Genomic DNA, 18,847 nt, shown 5'->3' on the forward strand with positions numbered 1-18,847 from the left:
TTTTAGATTTATCAACTAAATCAATACCAGTATTAAAATCAATATCGTTCCGAACAGGATCACGTAAGCGTATTGCTGCACCTGACCCGATTGCAAGCCCCGGATATTGTAGGACACCCATTGTGACATGGAAGCAAGTCCGTTTAGGCTTGCGTCGATCACGTGGCGGTCGAACCAAGCGATGGGACGGGAAATACAATTGAAGATAATCCGCTTCGTGATAAAGAGATATACCTCGTCAATGTAGAACCGCCGGTATGCCGCACGGTGCAATCCGCTGAACGTCGTAGCCAGCCGATCGGGTATCGGGTTCGCCTTCCTGTAAAAATAAGTAGCCAGAGCAATGGAGATACAAGCCACGATCACGCTGGTGATAGCTACCGACCAATCGAGGTGGATGATGTACTCCTGACCGTTGCTGCTAACGAACTTACCAAAAGGTATAAAACCGGCGAAAAGGGTCACTACGGCAAGGAACACGAGCGGCAGAGTCATGAACTTCGGTGCCTCGTGCGGGGTATGCTCGTGTGCGCTCTCTTTTCCCCAAAATATATTATAGTATAACCGGAACATATAGAATGCGGTAAGAGCGGCGATGAAACTCATCACGACTCCCATTACCGGACTGAACATGAATGCGGCGGCAAGTATCTCGTCTTTACTAAAGAATCCGGAGAATGGCGGAATACCCGAGATGGCAAGGCAAGCCACGAGGAAGGTGATGTGCGTCACGGGCAGGTATTTGCGCAGACCTCCCATGTGGCTCATCTCGTTACTGTGCACGGCGTGGATAATAGCTCCCGCCCCGAGGAACAATAGTGCTTTGAACATGGCATGCGTGAACAGATGGAACATAGAAGCCATGTATCCCAGCCCGGCGTGTCCGTCCATGCCGGAAACCCCGAGAGCTACCATCATGAACCCGATTTGCGAGATCGTGGAGAACGCCAGCACCCGCTTGATGTCTGTCTGTACACAGGCTACAACGGCGGCGTAGAGCGAGGTGACCGCCCCGACGACGGCTATAAGTACCAGCACATCCGGAGCTTCCAAGTAATAGACGGGGAACAACCGAGCCACGAGGAATACCCCGGCAACCACCATTGTGGCGGCATGAATCAATGCCGATACGGGGGTAGGACCTTCCATGGCGTCAGGTAACCAGATGTGCAAGGGGAACATCGCCGATTTTCCGGCACCTCCCATGAAGATCAGCGCCATTGCCCAGCTTATCACGGAGCAACCCATGAACGTAGTTCCTGCTGCTCCGGTGAAGATGGAAGCATCGCCCGAGGTCAATATCTCGAACGAGAACGTCTTCGTGTAATAAGATAATAATAGTATTCCGATCAGGAAACCGAGGTCTGCGAACCGGGTGACGATAAAGGCTTTCTTGGAAGCCGCCACTGCCTCGGGTTTCGTGTAATAGAAACCAATCAGCAGATAGGAAGAAACTCCCACGAGTTCCCAGAAGATATACATCTGGAAGATGTTCGTGGCAACCACCAACCCCAGCATGGAGAAGGTAAACAGGGAGAGGAATGCGTAATAACGTTGGAAACCTCTTTCCCCGTGCATATATCCCAGACTGTAAACGTGTACCATAAACGACACGGTAGTAATGACGACGAGCATCATGACCGAGATCGGGTCGAGCAGGATACCTAGGTCGATATGCAGGTATTGCGTGAAACGCAACCATTCAAAGTTCAGCGGAATAACGGGTGCGTGTACCCCGTCTACCCGTGGTATCGAGAAATATTGCCATGCCGTGCTGTAAGCCAGCAGAACCACTACGGCTAACGAAAGCGTCCCGATACATCCGGCTGTGAAGGGCTTCAGTTTTGTCCCCAGCAGTCCTAACACCAGAAACGTTAGCAGTGGTAGTATTAATATGAGTGTTGTGTATTCCATGTTTTAATTTTAAATTTAACGATTGTAGATTTTAGATTTCTCCCCGCTTGCCAACGCTTCTTTCATTCTACATTCTTAATTTTTATTCACCGACTCCGGGTCGAGTCACTAGTTCCTCCTCTGTTTATGGAGGAGGTGTTGGCGTGCCGACGGAGGAGTGCATTTTCAATTATTTAGTGTTTCATCTCACTCAAGTTCTTCACTTGTATATTCCGGATGTTCCGGTATATGTTGATAATGATGGCTATGGCAACAGCCGTTTCGCAAGCGGAAACCCCGATAGCGAACAGGGTGAAGAAAAAGCCTTCCATCTGTTCGGGAAAGAGATAGCGGTTGAACACGGCGAAGTTAATATCTACCGAGTTTAGTATCAACTCTATGGAAATCAGCACAGCCAGCAGGTTCCTCCGGGTAATAAAACCGTAGATTCCTGCGAAAAGCATAATCGTGCTAATCACCAAGTAATATTCCATGTGTAGTTCCATATTCTGATTTTAGATTTAATGATTCTGTGATTTAGTGATTTTAGGTTCGTGATTAATCTCTTAATCATAAATGGGCAATCACTGAATTGTTTCATCTTTTTCTCGCTATCATAATTCCGCCGATAATACACGTTAGCAACAGGACACTAATTACCTCGAAGGGGAGAAGGTATTGATATTTCTCCGTACCCATGAGGGCAGTTCCGATGACTTTCATGTTTATTTCCCCACCCACGAAGCGGGATGGTCCGAACGAGTGTGTTAACGTGATGTAAACACATATAGCCGCACCTGCCAGCGCCGTGATTAATCCGGCAAACATCTTGCTGTTTTTCAGTTTCGAGACTTTCGTCTTGTCGACCGTGGTCAACAAAATCGAGAAGACGTACAAGATGATGATACCCCCGGCATAGATCGTCAGTTGGACAGCCCCGAGGAAGGAGTATTCCAGCTGGAAATATATTCCGGCAGTGGCAAAAAGCACGAAAAGCAGGTAGGTCGCCGATCTCAAGATTCGGTTTGTCGTCACGGTCAGTATCGAGAAGACAGCGATAGCCGCTGCTAGGATGCAAAAGACCGTTTCTTGTAATTCTGCTGTACTCATATATTCATTTTAGATTTAATGATTATGTGATTCTGTGATTTCGGATTTTGTGATTAATCACTTAATCGGCAATCACTTAATCGCTTATTTTTTATTATCGTGGAGCATCTTCACCAGCTTATCTCTCGTGAACACGGCGTGCTCGAATGTTGGCACGAAGTGGATGGCGTCTTGCGGGCACATCTTCACGCAGAGTTGGCAGAACATACAACTACCTAAATCGTAGCGGTACTTCACCAGCACCTTTTTCTTTTTCCCGGCTTCGTCGGTGACGAACTCGGAAGTGATCTTGATCGTACCGTTCGGGCAATTCATCTCGCATATCCCGCAAGCGATACACTTGTGGTTGCCTTGTTCGTCGTGTGGCATCACGAGTTCGCCCCGGAAACGGTCGAACATCTTCAACGTTGCCCGGTTCTCCGGGTACTGTTCGGTCGTCTTCTTGGTAAAGAACTCCCGGAGAGTCACCTTCATTCCTGTCAGTAACGAGAAAAGTCCCTTGAAGAACGAGGTAAAATATCTTGCTATACTACTATTCATATTCTTCCGTCTTTAAAAATGTAGTTTAAACACGACTACGATCACCATGAGGAAAAGATTGAGCAAGTTGAGCGGCAGCAGGTAGCGCCACTCCAATCGGAGCAACTGGTCGATACGCAACCGCGGGAACGTCCATTTAAACCACATGATAATGAATATCACCACTCCGGTTTTACCGAAGAACCAGAAGATAGAAGGAATATAATCCATGATCTGGTTGAAACTCTCCCAGCCGGGAACGTGCAGCGGCATCCATCCGCCGAGGAAAAGCGTGGTTGCCACGGAAGCTACCACGAACATATTCAGGTACTCGGCAAGGTAAAAGAAGCCGAAGTGCATACCTGAGTATTCCGTGTGGTATCCTGCTGTCAGCTCCGAGTCGGCTTCCGGTAAGTCGAAAGGTCCCCGGTTCGTTTCGGCAGTTCCGGCGATCAAGTAAACGATAAAGGCGATGCACGCCGGGATATGTCCCTTGAAAAGCAGCCACCCGTCAGCCTGTCCTTCCACGATGGTCGAAAGCTGCATACTTCCGGTAAATACAACCACGGTAAGAATCGACAACCCGATCGACAGCTCGTAACTGATCATCTGCGCCCCGCTTCGCATGGCACCGATCAACGAGTATTTGTTATTACTAGCCCATCCGGCAAGGAGGATACCCACGATACCGATGGACGATACGGCGATCAGGAAAAAGATTCCCACGTTGAAGTCAATCACGTGCAGTCCCTTCGCGAACGGGATACACCCGAAGGCAAGTACCGAGGCGATGATTACCACGAAAGGAGCGAGGTTGAACAGGAAACGGTCGATATGGTTAATATCGATCAACTCCTTTGTCAACATCTTAATCATATCGGCTACACTCTGTATTGTCCCGTAGGGTCCCACCCGGTTCGGTCCGATACGGCATTGAAAAAAGGCACAAACTTTACGCTCTGCGTAAATCAGCACCAGTGCGATAAGGGCATATCCCAGTAGCAGGCACAACCCGATGAGTATACACTCCACCAGTGTTGCTGTGGCGTGAGGAAGGAAACTTCTCAGAAGTTCATCAACCCAATGTGTTATTGTTGCAAAGTCAAACATTATCCGTTTTATGATTTAGTGATTTTAGATTTTAGATTCCCACCGCACAATCCACGTTCTTTCTAATCCTAAAACCTTTTTACATTTTCAATTCTCAATTGTTTGTTATCTGTCCAAGTCCGGTACCACGTAGTCCAGCGTTCCCCCGATGGCGATCAGGTCGGCAATCTTGTTGCCTCTTGCTAGCTGGTCGACGATAGACACGAGGGGTAGGCAAGGGGAGCGGAACTTCACCCGGTAGGGGAATTTGTCGCCCCGGCTTTCAATGTACACCCCGAACTCGCCTCGGCTGGCTTCCACACTCTTGAAATAGTGACCTTCCGGCAGCTTGATTAGCGGTTTCGTCTTCACGGCGTAATCGCCCTCGGGAATGTTATCCACGAGTTGTTCCAGGATATGCAGGGATTCCATGATCTCCTCCACGCGCACGATGTAACGGGAAAACGAGTCACCCTCGGTATGGATGATCTCCTTGAAGTCCACCTTGTCATACACCCCGTAAGGCGTGTGTTTGCGGACGTCGCACGACCATCCGGCGGCACGTCCCGTCGGTCCCGAAGCCCCGTAAGCGATAGCGTTTTCACGAGTAAGGATACCCACGCCTTTCAGGCGTTGTTGTGCGATCACGTTACCCGTGAATACCTCGTGATATTCCTTAATCATCGGGGGCAGGTACTTGAGAAACTCTTTTACGCGGTGTATCAGGTTCGGGTGGATGTCAGCCATCACCCCGCCGATTACGTTGTAGTTCTGTATCAGGCGTCCGCCCGTGGTTTCTTCCATGATGTCCAACACCTTTTCCCGGTCGCGGAAACCGTAGAAGAAAGCTGTCAGCGCCCCCATGTCCATGCAGAGGGTCGACCAGAACAACAGGTGGGATGAAAGGCGGTTTAGCTCGTCCATGATCGTGCGGATATACTTCACCCGCTCGGGCACTTCCAGCCCCAAGGCTTCCTCAATACACATACACAGCGCGTGGCGGTTCTGGTGAGCCGCCAGGTAATCCAGACGGTCGGTCAGCGCTAGTGTTTGCGGGTAAGTCAGGCTCTCGCACATCTTCTCGATACCCCGGTGTATATACCCGCAGTTCACGTCCACTTTCTTCACGATCTCGCCTTCCAGCGACACGCGGAAACGAAGAACCCCGTGTGTGGCGGGATGCTGTGGTCCTATATTTACCACGTACTCGTCTTCCTCGAAAAGCACGTTTTCTTTTTCACTCACTTCGCCCCCGTGTGACGTCGCCTCGAACGAGGGAGTCACGTCGAAGGTTTCCTCGCTGTACAACCGTACCGGATTCACCTCCGGGTTTGCGTCATAATCCTTGCGCAGGGGATAACCCACCCAGTCGTTGCGCAGGAATAACCGTCGCATATCGGGATGGTTGATAAACCGTATGCCGAGGAAGTCGTACACTTCCCGTTCGTTTAGATTCGCCGTTTCCCAGATGTCCGACACCGTGGGTAATTCCGGATTCTCCCGGTTGGTCGTGAAAGTTTTCAGGAACAACTTGTGTTCATGCCTCGTGGATTGCAGTAGGCTGATTACGCCCAGTGAATCGCCCCAGTCCATCCCCGTCATGCAGATCAGGAAGTCGAAAGCCAACCCCCCGTCGTTCTTCAGGTATAAAGCCAATTCCCTGTAACGCCCCGTTTCCACGGTAATGGTAAGGAGTGCGCCTTCCTCGATCGACGCCTCTGGGAATTTATTTTTAATATTCTCTAGTATCATACTTCTTCTCCCTTCTCGTTTTTACTTCTTTTTTCTTTCCTGTTTTTACCACCCAAAAACCTTTCTACCTTCACCTTCCGTTGCAGCTGGATCATCCCGTACATTAACGCTTCTGGTCGGGGAGGGCATCCGGGGATGTAAACGTCTACCGGGAGTATCGTGTCCACGCCTTGCACCACGTGGTAGGAATTGCGGAACGGACCGCCCGACACGGCGCAACCGCCCACGGCAATCACGTATTTCGGTTCTGCCATCTGGTCGTAGAGGCGTTTTAGCACGGGCGCCATCTTGTGGACGATCGTCCCGGCAACCATGATGAAATCGGCTTGCCGCGGGCTGGCTCGTGTTACCTCGAACCCGAATCGGGAAAAATCATAACGTGCCGCTCCCACTGCCATAAATTCGATACCGCAGCAGCTTGTTGCGAACGTGAGCGGCCATAGGGAATTCGAGCGTCCCCAGTTGATAACCTCGTCGAGGCATCCCACCACCACGTTGGTGCCGGATGCCCGCAATTGTTCAAGATATTCATTATCGTTGAACTCCTCATATTTCATGGATTTGATTTTTACTTCCATTCCAGAGCTCCTTTCTTCCACGCGTAAGCCAATCCCAGGATAAGAATCAGCATAAAAAACAATACATTCAGCAATCCGTCAATCCCCGCGTCCTGCACGGTGACCGCCCACGGGTAGAGGAACACGGTCTCCACGTCGAACATCAGGAACAAGATGGCGAACAGGTAATACCCCGCCTTGAATTGCATCCACGATTTTCCTCGTGTTGGCACGCCACACTCGTAGGCTTCTCCCTTTTGCTTGTTGTAGGAGCGGGGAGAAATAAGCCTGGCAATACTCATGGCGGCGACTACTAGCACGATAGCCGTGATCAATACGACCACAAATAATGTAAGATTCATAATATTAAAAAGTTACAGGTTACAAGTTAAAAAGTTACAAGTTAAAAAGTTACAAACTATCTATCCCGCAAGTTGCAAACTTGTAACTTGCAACTTACAGAGCCGGAGGCTCCGGCTTGTAACTTGTTTTGCGTCAGCTAAACAATGATTTTCCTCAGGGCGAAGACGTAGTATTTGGTTTTGCCCAAGGTCGAGAAAGGGTGAAAATACCAGTTCCGTTTGGAATGATCGGAAACGGTTATCTTGTCTTTATTGTATTTCTGTATGAAGAACAACACGAGGTAAGTCTTCGTGTCGGGAGTGAAATGCGTGCTTCCGAGTATGATCTCGCACTCCTCCGTGAGGAACACGATAAACGGAATCAGCGACGACGTGCTGAGTACCTCGTTCCTGCATGAACCTCCCGTCTGTATTTCCTGAAAGGATAGTTCTTGCCCCTGGACTGGCTTGCCGGACAGACCTACGACGGCTAAAAACAGGATTAATATACTACTCTTCAACACGTTCTGCATACTATATCTTAACTTAAGGCACGCAAATATAAGCTAATTTTAAATCATGCCTGAATATCCCGTGATAAAGAATGTTAATCTTTCATGTTAAAGCAAGCGGATACACTTATACTTATTCTTCGACGAATCCTTTCAGGTGCAACAGGTGGCGTTCGGGTTCCGTGTTGCAGATCATCTCCACGGTTTTATTGAACTGTCCCAGCGAGTTCGCCTTGAAATCGACTGCGAGCGAGTCCGTCTTACCCGGTGCAATCGGTCTTTTGTTCCACGTCACTTCTGCGCACCCGCACGACGACACCACATTTTTGATAATCAGCGGTTGTTCGCCCGTGTTGCGGAACCGAAACACTGTGTGTTTCGGTTCTGCGTAAGGAAACGTGCCGAAGTCCGTGCTGTCGGTAGATAATTCTATCGTCGTGCGAGGTGCGTTCGCCTCGCTATACATATCTCGTTTCCCCCAAAAAAGATAAATTCCCCCGGCAAGCAGGATACCTATTGTGATTATAATAGTAACGATTTTCTTGTTCATCTTGATCTATCTTATAATTTGAAATCAAAAGCCTCCCTAAGCCGGATTAGTATTCCAGCTCCTCCTCTGTTTATAGAGAAGGTGGCACGAAGTGCCGGGGGGAGTTCAATCTAAAATTCGTTTTTCCTTTCCGGTAAAGATAATAAATCTTCATAAACTTTCACGCTTCCCTATATGATATATCCGTCGTTTTTTATTAATTTTGTAGCCACTAACAATCAATATTTATGAGTGATACCATCCATCATGAATGCGGCATTGCGCTGATTCGCTTGTTGAAGCCGTTGGATTATTACCAGAAAAAATACGGCTCATATCTTTACGGTTTAAATCGGTTATATATTTTAATGGAAAAACAACGCAACCGTGGGCAAGACGGTGCGGGAGTAGTGGGAGTGAAGCTCGACATGGAGCCGGGCTACAAGTACATGGATCGAATGCGGTCGTGTGATGCCAACCCCATTCAGGAAGTGTTCGATAGGATTCATGCGAACTTTCAGTCCGACCTCGTGCAGGGCAAGGATGTCGCTTGGGCGAAGCAGAACCTGCCTTTCGTGTCTGAAGTTTACCTCGGGCACTTGCGTTACGCCACCTTCGGCAAAAACAATATAGACTACGTTCATCCGCTGAAACGGGCGAGCAACTGGCGGAGCCACAATCTGGCTCTTGCGGCGAACTTCAACCTGACGAACGTCGACGAGTTATTCGACAGCCTGATTCGGGCGGGGCAACACCCGCGGAATTATTCCGACACGGTGACTTTGCTCGAGAAGGTAGGCTATTTCCTCGACGACGAGATACAAGACCTTTATCATTTCTTCAAGGACAAGGGATTCTCCAAGCAGGAGATTACCCCGTTGATCGAGCAGGCGATCGACCTCCCCAAGGTGTTGGCACGGAGTAGTGCAGACTGGGACGGCGGTTATGCCGTGGCGGGCGTGCTCGGTCATGGCGACGCTTTCGTGGTGCGTGATCCGTGGGGAATTCGTCCGGCGTATTATTACAAGGACGACGAGGTCGTGGTGGTCGCTTCCGAGGGATCGGTGATACAGACCGCTTTTCAAGGCATGAACATGGATATTCAGGAGATCAAACCGGGCTACGCCTTGATTATCAAGAAAGACGGCACGGTCACAGAGGAACTCGTGCGTCCCCCATTGAAACGAAGCAGTTGTTCCTTCGAGCGTATCTATTTCTCCCGCGGCAATGACCGCAATATCTACCGGGAACGCAAAAAGCTAGGCGAACTGCTCACGCCGCAAATCATCCGGGCGGTGGACGACGATCTTGACAACACTGTATTTTCTTTTATTCCCAATACCGCCGAAACCTCCTTCTACGGCATGGTGGCGGGTGTGCAGCAATACATGGTGGAAGAGAAGAAGCGGCTGATACGCGAGGGCAAAGCTTCGTGGTGCGAGGAAACACTGGATGCTATTATTTGCCGGGAACCTCGTGTAGAAAAGATCGTGATTAAGGATGCCAAGTTGCGCACTTTCATCACCTCTGATTCCGGACGTGACGGGTTAGTGGGACACGTCTATGATGTTACCTACGGGGCAGTCGGGGAAAACGACAACCTCGTGGTGATCGACGATTCTATCGTGCGCGGTACCACGCTTCGGCGGAGTATTTTGCGTATTCTCGACCAGCTGGGACCCCGGCGGATCGTGGTGGTTTCTTCCGCCCCGCAAATTCGCTATCCCGACTGCTACGGTATCGACATGACCCGCATGAACGAGTTTATAGCCTTCAACGCCGCTATCGAGTTGCTTCGCGAGCGAGGCATGGAAAGCCTGATTGACGAGGTGTACCGCGATTGCAAGGCGCAACAGGGTTTGCCTAAGGAGCGGATCGTGAACCACGTGAAACGTATATACGCCCCCTTCACTGACGAGGAAATCTCCGACCGGGTGGCGCTGATGGTGCGTGACGAACGCCTGCGTGCCGAGGTAAAAGTAGTCTTCCAGACTGTCGAGAACCTGCACCGGGCTTGTCCTAACGACACCGGCGACTGGTACTTTACCGGCAATTATCCCACTCCAGGGGGCAACAAGGTTGTCAACACAGCCTTTATCAATTGGATGGAGGGAAGGGATGAAAGGTCTTACTAATTTTAGATTTTATGACCTGCTAATTTTAAATCGCTGTCCTTTTGGGCGGAAGTGAAGAATCTCCCGCCAATATCTTGTGTTGTGGCGGGAGATCTTTTGCAGGCTCAGGGTGACAGCAATCTAAAATTGATCCTTGTCTATCTCACGAAGGCGTAGATGAACGAGGATATTCCGGCGAAGATGAAGCTAAGTCCTGTCCAGACGATGATGTTCAAGATACCAAATATGGGGTAGAACACGATCATGAAGGAGAAGACAAGGGTGACGATACCTGCAAAGAGTATCCAGCCCCAGCCTCTGACCTGTAGCGAGGACATCTCGAGGGATTCGGAAATGAAATCGATGCTCTTGAACATGAGGATGAACCCGACGATATAAGGAAGAATATCTTCGGCGATGGCGGGATGGATGAGCAGGACGAACCCGATGATGAAATCGATAATCCCGACCACGACTCCCCACCCCCAGTGGCGGGAACTTCCGCCTGCGAGAGCGTTCATGAATTCGCAGACACCGATCACGATGATAACGATGCTAAAGTATAGTGCCAGCCCGAAGTAGGAGGCGGCAGGGTGGCGCAGGATGCCTACACCGAAAATGAATAGTACGATAGCCAGAAGGATGTATAACCATCTGAAACCCCTGGGGCCAGCCGTTGTAGTCGCAATTCTTGTTGTCATATCTCTTAATTTTTTGTTTAGTTTATATCCTTTATATGTGAATTGTCCTCGAAAAGTTGTTGTATTGTCTTGAAAAATGAATAACTTTATCAGGAGGAGATACGTTTCACGATTTAAAACAAGGTTATGAAAAGAGGATTGGTGATATTGATGTTGTTTCTGGTAAATTACACAATTATGGCACAAAAGAAAGAATTGACGGCAGACGAGAAGCAGGTGATACTTCATAAAGGGACAGAACGCCCGTTCACGGGTAAGTATTATGATTTCAAGGCGAAAGGCACGTATGTCTGCAAGCAATGCGGGGCGGCGTTGTACCGCTCGGAGGACAAATTTGATTCGCATTGCGGGTGGCCGAGTTTCGACGACGAGATCGAGGGGGCGGTGAAGCGGGTGCCAGATGTCGACGGGTTGCGTACGGAGATCATTTGCGCTCGTTGCGGGGCGCACCTCGGTCACGTGTTCATGGGCGAGGGCTTCACTGCGAAGAATACCCGGCATTGCGTAAATTCGATCTCGATGGAGTTCGTGCCCGCCGCAGATGTGAAACTGGACACGGCGATATTTGCGGGAGGATGCTTCTGGGGTGTGGAGTACTACATGAAAAAAGCCCCCGGGGTGCTTGCCGTGGAGTCCGGCTACACGGGCGGCACGGTGGAAGACCCTTCCTACGAGGAGGTGTGCGAGGGGGGTACGGGACATGTGGAAGCGGTGCGGGTGTTGTTCGACAAGTCGAAGACGGATTACGAAACGTTGGCAAAGCTCTTTTTCGAGTTGCACGACCCGACGCAGGTGAACCGGCAGGGACCGGATTACGGCGAGCAGTATCGTTCGGAGGTATTCTATAACAGTCCGGAGCAAAAGGCTATTGCCGAGAAGTTGATCCGGCAGTTAAAAGAAAAGGGATACAAAGTGGTTACGAGGCTTGCCTCGGCGTCTACTTTTTGGGTTGCCGAGGATTATCACCAGAATTATTACGAGCGAAAAGGGACTCAGCCGTATTGCCACGGGTACACGAAAAAATTCGATTAATTTTAGATTTAATGATTAACGATTGGGTGATTTTTAATCACTTAATCATTTAATCATTTTCTTCCTGTAAGTACCACGTCCAGCCGTTGAGGATGACGCTCACGCTTAGCCAGGGATTGGTGGAACCGGAAAGGTAGAATACCACGTCGTAAGAGTCTTTACGATCAAGATACTCTTGGTCTCCCCATTTGTTTTTGTGCTCTTCATGACGGAGCAGAAGGAAGAAATCTGTCAGGTCTACCTTGAAGACGGTATTGCCGGAAGTTTTGTCTTTCACGGCGAAATGATTCAGACGGTCGGTCATCAGCCGCATGGTGTTGAGTTCGATAACACCCGTGGTGGCGGAGGACTGTGCCATGTAGTAAGGTTGGTAACTCAGCACGTCGTCGGGCTTCAAGGCGTTGTCGTGCCCCATGTAACCGTTCGATTCGGTGAGTTCGTAGGTGTAGTCGTTCACGTCGAAATTGCTCCTGCCCTGGTTCTCGAACACGAAACGAATCGTGTTTGTATTCTTGATCAGGTTGATGGTGGTTGTCGTGTTTTCTATTCCGGTGAAGTCCACGTCTGCCAGTTCCCCGTACCAGAGGGGTTCAACTTGTTTGTCGACGACGAGCGATGACTCGCGTTTCAACTTGAGTTCCAGCTCGGTGAAGGTGGACGTGCCGGGTTCGAGGTCGGTCACCTCGTATGATCCGTGTACTCCCGCCCACGCGAGTAGTTTGTATTGCCCGATAGGGAGAAGTAATTCCATGCGGTAGTCGCCGGTTGTCAGTGGAGTGCCTTCCTCGGATTTCATGAATAGAAACTTGCCCTCTCCGTCAAACACGTATAGATCCACTTTATCGACTTGCGTGTGGAACGCATCGGTGGAGAGCATATTGTAGTCGTACTTGAACCGAACAAGTAAGCGACATTCGTCGAGGTCTTCCCGGATACTGTCGCAGGAATGAAATATTCCTGGGATTAGTACAAGAATACCCAATGCTATTTGACGGATTAGATTTCTAAGTTTCATTTTTCTATCTTTCTATTATGATTAAAGGAAATAAACGTTTGGGTAAATTAAGTATGGGACGAATCCCATACTTAATATCACGCGTAGAACGCTTATAGATTTTCTTCTTGAACGTACCATGTCCACGGGTTAACACCGATTTCGATAGCTAACCAAGCTTCAAATTCATCTTTCTTGTCCGGATCCGGCTCGATAACGATCGGGTAGCCCGGATTGTTGAATGATTTTACAGCGATGTCGTACATGGAGTTACGAACCACACCGAATTCTCCGAATTCATTGTTAGAGTTATCTGTGTCGTTATCGTGTTTGATAGCGATCGCGTAGTAACTGATACCGGATTTGTAGTATTTCACGATAGGGTCACCATTCACGTCCTTATTCACGTCCGCGCCGTGAGCCACAACACCTGCTTTTTGGTTTTCAAAATCCTGTACAATTTCTGCAACTGTTCTAACTCCGGCTACATCCGGGATAACTACTTCCTGCACGGCAGCTCCCTTGCCTTGGAGATACTTCAGGTAACTGTTGAAAGCGGTCGTCACGTTTGTAACGTATCCTGCCGGGTTTTGGTCTATGTATTTGTTCGTCAATTCTCCCTCAATCCATTCCATCATCACGGCGTAGGTGTAGAAACCACCATTGATGTCCATCCAGTCTTTGTTACCTTCTTGTACATCGGTCATGCTGCCGTCAAACTTCTTGTACTTGGGCAAGTAAGTTGCTTTCAGCAATACTTGGGTCGTGTAAGCATACGTGTTGTCCTCCTTACGCTGGGTGTTTTCCGCACAGTATTGGGGTTTTCCACCTTGATTAGGATCTGTCGCGTGGCAGGGTGCAATCCAGACAATGCTGTTATTATCCACGTCTGCTTGCGTGTAGAAATTGTATTGCTCGTCAAAATCTGCTGACGGGTAAGGAATGTTCGTGTGATCGAAGTTCGGGTCTTTACGGTATGAACCTAATCCGTATTCGTCGAATGGGGTCGCTGTACCCAAGAAAGTTTGAGTTCTCTCGGACACGGGATAGTACCATTTGTTCGTGAGGTTTACAACCCAACTTGCGTTCTCTATCACGGCAGCCTCGGTAGAAGCGTAGGTTACGAATACACGTACTTTTGCCACAACACGGTCTACATTGATTTTTAAAGCATTACCCGGTAACTCTGCATCGTTTTTAGACGTGAACAATGGCAAGCCGGCAGCGGGAGAACCGTCAGGTAATGAAGGTTCCAAACCACCTTTGGCGTTGGTCATCATGAATTGTTTGTCCGTGTAAATGTCCGGAATTGTCTTAATAGCAGCATTTACCGTGGCAAAGGGTTGACCTTTGGTGAAATCCGGGAAATTGCTGGGCGGGTTTATAACAATCAATATAGATTTAGAGTTATCCGCAACAAGGAATGCATCGCTGATATTAGAAGCGTTGAGTGTGATTTTCTTCACGTCGGTTACCACGCTTGTCGCATCATATCCGTTAAAGAAAATAGCTCTGACTTCTTTTATCTCTGTTTCCTCGGGACTAGTAGAAGGATACTGGTCTGGGGTGTTCAATGCACGTCCCAAATTGGTATTGGGGTTGATTATTCTAAGTGTAGTCCAGGCTTCGCCGGCGGGTGCGATTTCGTCGCCGTCCTTTCCGGTCTTGTCATCGTTACATGCTGTAAATGCAGTGAATGCTAACGCTGCAAATACTAATGTAAAAAATTTGTTCATTCTTTTCATTTTACAAATTGTTTAAGATGTGATTAATAATTGATTTTGTTATCTATTCTTTTTTTAATTTCAATAGCATTGGCTTTTTTCTTTGCCAATTCTTCTAGGTTCTGCTTGGCGACTTCCAGCCCTCGGGCGGCTGCCGTTTGCAGATAGGTTTCCGCTTTCTCGTAATTACCTTGCAACAGGGCGAGTACGCCCATCACGTTGTTATATTCTGCCGGATAGCCTTCCGGGGTTATTCTGTTCAGGTAATGTTCAGCCTGTGCCAAGTCTTCGCGTGCGATGGCAGCGACGGCGGCGTTCAGGTTGGCGATCTCGTCCTTCGGGAAGATACGGACTGCCGTCTCGAACACGTCGACGAATTCCCGAGAACCGTACTCGTAGGTGTTAGCCACGTGGAACATCTCGTTTAAGCTCAGGTTTTGCGGGCTGGTCCCGATGACCGCTTTCGCTTCTTCCACGTCGAAGTTCTTCACGTTGTAGTCCACCTTGCAGATGGCGACACGCAAACTCGGGTAGATCGTCCGCAGCATAGTGCGGTAGGGGATACCCCCGGCTAATTGTTTCAGCTTGACTTTCCTATCCTCCGAGGAAGAAGTGTATTCCAGTATATCGAGAATCTCGTTTTTGTATTCCATGTGACCTGCTTGCACGGCTTTCGTCAGACCTGCCCAGTTCTCGCCCCCGAAGAATATATGGTATATATTGTGCGGGAAATCGTACTGCGAGGCAAGGTAGTTTGCCAGTGCTCTGGAGCGTCCTTCCGACAGGCGCTGGTTGCCTGCGTAGGAACCTTCCGGGGAAGCGTATCCCGTGATGTCCAGACGGTTTACCGTGACACTGGCATCGTTTTTCAAATCGTCGATCATGTCATGGATTTTCGCCAGTTCTTTCGGGTTGTTCATGTAGTCCGGGCGGATCACGGTTTGATTGACCACGAAGTCAAGGAAACATTCTGCCACGATCTCCCGGCGTTTGATCTCCTCCTTTGGCGGTTGGATATATACCAGGTAAGGGGTCACGATGTATTCTTCCACGGGCGGGATGGGATTCAGAAGGCGTTCCACTCTCATCAGTTCCGTGTCGCCGCAACCGCATTCATCGTATTGCACGTCGAGTGCTGCGTCAGCCATCCACGCCTCGTAGGGAAGCGAGTAACGGTAGTTGAGCACGCCGTTTTTCTTTTTCGTCACTTTTTCCACCACGTAAGCCTTGTCCGTGTCCACTTGCGGGTTGTAGCCGATCAGGGCTAGTTTGCGTTCGTGGGACAAGTATTCGTCCCGTCCCTTGAAGGACACCTTCGGGAGGTTGTACGTCCGTTCCGGGGTTACCAGTTGCGGGATGATATCCATGCCATGTGCCGACTTGATTTTCATCTCGTTGAAGATGAGATCCAAATCCACGTGGAGTATGTTCTCCTCTCGTTCCATCCGCAGGGCTTTCACGGTGACCGTCCCCGTGTAGGAACGGGTTTGAGCTGCCGCGGGAGCTATGTCCAACTGGAACATTACCAGTATCGTTGCTATATAGAGTATAATCCTGTTCATCACTTCCTTAATTATTTAATGAGATACACTAATGTGATTCCTACTTTCGTGGGACCAAAGTAATTTTTGCTGTCCTTTTTCAGTTTAAGCCCACAATCGGCGCACGGGTATTTGTCATATTTTATATGCGCGTATCCCAACCCGACGACGGCTTCGATGCTCCAGCGTTTCTTCAGAATCCACGACCGACCGAAGCTGAATCCCGCCCCGTAGAGTTCGCCTTGGTAGCGGTTGTTCTGCATATTCTTGCTGATGAACGACCAGTTAGGCCAACCGCCCACGTTGAAATCTGCGTAATGCGCGTGCAGCCCGATAAACGTGCGGGTGAAGCGCTCGCAGAACCAATAGCGTACTTCCGGTTGAACGCCGAAGTGTGCCAATCGCCTGCCGTTAGCGGGTTTCCACGGGTTGTAATTGAAGGGTACTTCCAACGTCCACTTGCGTGCCAAACCGATTTCCACCCCCAAATTCATTGTTGCCGTGGCGTCGTACAACAGGTTGCTTTTCACGGCAACTTTTTGTGCGTTTGCCTCGGGTAGAATCCACCCGACTATGAACAATGCTGCTATCAGTACCTTTTTCATTAATATCGTCATCTTTATTCTTGTTTACACGTTGATTACTTCTCTTTGCGTTATATATATTTTGATCCGGATGATCTGGCTTGTCGGCGATCCTGGGTCTTTTATCGTTGTCAGGTAAACCGTACCGTATCTTTGTCCGCTGCCATTTCTTTCCACGCGTATGTTTATAACCCCGTCTTCCACGATAATTTCGTCAGTAACATCCCGCATACCCGAGGAAGACATCAGTTTCAACCAAGTTTTGGCATCATCTTCTTCCACGTAGGCGGAGAGGCAATAGAATTCCGGGAAGGTGAGCGTGTTCTCTAACCGGCTTATTCTATCCCGTCGCTCGACACTCACTGTCTTTTCCAGGTTACCCAGTTCCAGTTGAACGGTACCGGCGGAAAACCCGGCTCCCAGTTGTATCTTGACCTCTGTCTTTAGCGGACTGGTGTTCGTCACGATAGGTAGTGCCACGCTGGTGCCTGCCGCGGGACTGCTGATTTGCAACCCGGTTGATGCCGTGATGGTTCTTTTATCCGGGAATGGGCGTATGCAGTCCGTCGCTAACGTAAACGCGTGAAATTCTTTGGTCGTACCTGCATCGGCGTACACGATGTAGTGTGAATTGCTGACTCCCATATAATAATCGTTGTTGGAGATGATTTCATAGGAGGCTTCGTCCCGCACGGTGATCGTGTAATCCACTTGCGTGTTCGACGGCAGAGATACTTTCGCGTCACCTACCGTGGAATACCCCGGACCCTTGACCTTCGTGATCGTGAATATGTATCGGTGGTTTCTCTCGATGTCCAAATGATTCTCGTTCTCGCCGATAAACGCCAGTTTATAAAAATATTCTTTACCATCATATATCCCGCGGATAATGATGTACATATCGTATGTTGTACTTGCCTCGTAAAGGTATACGGGATTTTCCGTTGTGGTTTGTTCCGTGCCGTTCACGACAGCTTTTGCAATATCGTCCGAATATGAGTTATTGTACCTGTATTCCACCCGATTGCTAGCCGGGGTAATCGCATTTCCGTTTTGCTTGTGTAGTAAACCTTGTTTGGCTGCATTTGCCACCATCGTTATTCCTTTAAAGTCAAAGCCGGTTTCCTGGTCTATCACTTCCACCCGAGCCACAACCCGAAGCATTTCCAGTTGTTGGGCATCACTTCCGATTTTGGTGTTTTTATTTATTCCACCGGGAAGGTCAACCACGTGACTCATCGGTAGTAATTGTAAATTAGCAAACGGGATTGAGGTTTGCGGGTTACTCAGCGGTTCGGTACACAACGCTTGGCAGGCGGCATCCAGGGACATATTCTGCAATGCTGTTGCGAATGTACCGGACGAAAACGTGTAGTTCTGTGTTGCGTTCATGTAGAATCTTGTCTGGGGATTAGCCAGTATCAGTAATTTGCAGGCTTCAGCCTGTTTGGTCAGTATAACATATCGTTTGTTGGTACTGTTGATTGTCAACGCTTGAGCGGCTTCCACGAATTTCATGTCGTTACCCTTGAACACTAGCACCCATGGGGTCATATCCACGCCGTCTTCGTTTGCAGAAGAGCGGGACTCCGGAATCTTATACGGGTCGATCCTCGTGAACAATTCGAGTTGCACTTTATCATCGACAACGATGGGCTCTTTTTCGGGAGCTACCGTTTCGTCGATACAGGCAAAACAAATGATTCCAAGGAATACAGTTATCCCTATTAATATATTCTTTCCCATTTTACTAAAATGTCCCTCCATAATACTTCAAATTCCCGATCTTTTTTGTCGAATGCTTCATGCTATTTGTTGTACTTCGACTTTTTGCTTCCGGTTTCGGGAAACTCCC

Annotated in this window: 18 protein-coding genes; 2 read left to right on the forward strand and 16 right to left on the reverse strand. The window is 49.0% G+C overall.

Annotated elements, in window-relative coordinates:
- Positions 1-15 precede the first annotated feature (15 nt).
- The 10 genes from nuoL to A3CY_RS19960 form a co-directional block, all read right to left on the reverse strand.
- The gene (nuoL, locus tag A3CY_RS0100760) at positions 16-1,914 is read right to left on the reverse strand and encodes an NADH-quinone oxidoreductase subunit L (RefSeq protein ID WP_018335971.1); all 1,899 of its coding nucleotides are present in this window, start codon (positions 1,912-1,914) and stop codon (positions 16-18) included.
- 173 nt (positions 1,915-2,087) lie between these two features.
- A complete protein-coding gene (gene nuoK / locus A3CY_RS0100765) occupies positions 2,088-2,387 on the reverse strand; it encodes an NADH-quinone oxidoreductase subunit NuoK (protein ID WP_018335972.1) in 300 nt (99 codons plus the stop codon).
- A 103-nt stretch (positions 2,388-2,490) separates the two neighbouring features.
- Positions 2,491-3,003, reverse strand: coding sequence for an NADH-quinone oxidoreductase subunit J family protein (locus A3CY_RS0100770; protein WP_018335973.1), 513 nt, complete (start codon positions 3,001-3,003; stop codon positions 2,491-2,493).
- Positions 3,004-3,087: 84 nt separating this feature from the next.
- Positions 3,088-3,543 carry a NuoI/complex I 23 kDa subunit family protein gene (locus A3CY_RS0100775; RefSeq protein WP_018335974.1) on the reverse strand — a complete coding sequence of 152 codons (456 nt, stop codon included), beginning with the start codon at positions 3,541-3,543 and terminating at the stop codon, positions 3,088-3,090.
- A gap of 12 nt (positions 3,544-3,555) precedes the next feature.
- Complete coding sequence (nuoH, locus tag A3CY_RS0100780; protein WP_018335975.1) at positions 3,556-4,632, reverse strand: NADH-quinone oxidoreductase subunit NuoH; 1,077 nt, start codon at positions 4,630-4,632, stop codon at positions 3,556-3,558.
- A 105-nt stretch (positions 4,633-4,737) separates the two neighbouring features.
- Positions 4,738-6,363, reverse strand: coding sequence for an NADH-quinone oxidoreductase subunit D-related protein (locus A3CY_RS0100785; protein ID WP_018335976.1), 1,626 nt, complete (start codon positions 6,361-6,363; stop codon positions 4,738-4,740).
- On the reverse strand, positions 6,360-6,941 hold the full coding sequence (locus A3CY_RS0100790) for an NADH-quinone oxidoreductase subunit B (RefSeq protein ID WP_018335977.1): 582 nt from the start codon (positions 6,939-6,941) through the stop codon (positions 6,360-6,362). The genes A3CY_RS0100785 and A3CY_RS0100790 overlap by 4 nt, the downstream gene beginning before the upstream one ends.
- Complete coding sequence (locus A3CY_RS0100795; protein WP_026207157.1) at positions 6,932-7,282, reverse strand: NADH-quinone oxidoreductase subunit A; 351 nt, start codon at positions 7,280-7,282, stop codon at positions 6,932-6,934. Before A3CY_RS0100795 ends, A3CY_RS0100790 begins: the two co-directional genes overlap by 10 nt.
- Before the next feature lie 137 nt (positions 7,283-7,419).
- Positions 7,420-7,794, reverse strand: a complete 375-nt coding sequence (locus tag A3CY_RS0100800) for a hypothetical protein (RefSeq protein WP_018335979.1) — start codon at positions 7,792-7,794, stop codon at positions 7,420-7,422.
- 112 nt (positions 7,795-7,906) lie between these two features.
- Entirely contained in the window at positions 7,907-8,323 is a 417-nt protein-coding gene (locus tag A3CY_RS19960) for a DUF1573 domain-containing protein (protein ID WP_018335980.1), read from the reverse strand.
- Positions 8,324-8,550: 227 nt separating this feature from the next.
- On the opposite strand from A3CY_RS19960, the gene A3CY_RS0100810 reads away from it, so the two are divergent.
- On the forward strand, positions 8,551-10,437 hold the full coding sequence (locus A3CY_RS0100810) for an amidophosphoribosyltransferase (RefSeq protein ID WP_018335981.1): 1,887 nt from the start codon (positions 8,551-8,553) through the stop codon (positions 10,435-10,437).
- Between the two features lie 137 nt (positions 10,438-10,574).
- Here the strand turns inward: A3CY_RS0100810 and A3CY_RS0100815 are convergent, their stop codons facing one another.
- Positions 10,575-11,117 (reverse strand): HdeD family acid-resistance protein, encoded by a 543-nt coding sequence (locus A3CY_RS0100815; protein ID WP_018335982.1) that lies wholly within the window; start codon positions 11,115-11,117, stop codon positions 10,575-10,577.
- 126 nt (positions 11,118-11,243) lie between these two features.
- Here A3CY_RS0100815 and A3CY_RS0100820 point away from each other — a divergent pair, with 126 nt between their 5' ends.
- Positions 11,244-12,149, forward strand: a complete 906-nt coding sequence (locus A3CY_RS0100820) for a bifunctional methionine sulfoxide reductase B/A protein (RefSeq protein ID WP_018335983.1) — start codon at positions 11,244-11,246, stop codon at positions 12,147-12,149.
- A gap of 49 nt (positions 12,150-12,198) precedes the next feature.
- Here A3CY_RS0100820 and A3CY_RS0100825 read toward each other — a convergent pair whose 3' ends face one another.
- The 5 genes from A3CY_RS0100825 to A3CY_RS0100845 form a co-directional block, all read right to left on the reverse strand.
- A complete protein-coding gene (locus A3CY_RS0100825; protein ID WP_026207159.1) occupies positions 12,199-13,164 on the reverse strand; it encodes a FimB/Mfa2 family fimbrial subunit in 966 nt (321 codons plus the stop codon).
- A gap of 92 nt (positions 13,165-13,256) precedes the next feature.
- Entirely contained in the window at positions 13,257-14,879 is a 1,623-nt protein-coding gene (locus A3CY_RS0100830) for an Mfa1 family fimbria major subunit (protein ID WP_018335985.1), read from the reverse strand.
- Between the two features lie 32 nt (positions 14,880-14,911).
- Positions 14,912-16,429, reverse strand: a complete 1,518-nt coding sequence (locus A3CY_RS0100835) for a DUF3868 domain-containing protein (protein WP_040371221.1) — start codon at positions 16,427-16,429, stop codon at positions 14,912-14,914.
- A gap of 11 nt (positions 16,430-16,440) precedes the next feature.
- Positions 16,441-17,013 (reverse strand): DUF3575 domain-containing protein, encoded by a 573-nt coding sequence (locus A3CY_RS0100840; protein WP_026207162.1) that lies wholly within the window; start codon positions 17,011-17,013, stop codon positions 16,441-16,443.
- Between the two features lie 24 nt (positions 17,014-17,037).
- Positions 17,038-18,738 (reverse strand): hypothetical protein, encoded by a 1,701-nt coding sequence (locus A3CY_RS0100845; protein ID WP_026207163.1) that lies wholly within the window; start codon positions 18,736-18,738, stop codon positions 17,038-17,040.
- Positions 18,739-18,847: the final 109 nt, after the last annotated feature.

Source organism: Butyricimonas synergistica DSM 23225, assembly GCF_000379665.1.
In the GTDB taxonomy this organism is placed as follows: domain Bacteria; phylum Bacteroidota; class Bacteroidia; order Bacteroidales; family Marinifilaceae; genus Butyricimonas; species Butyricimonas synergistica.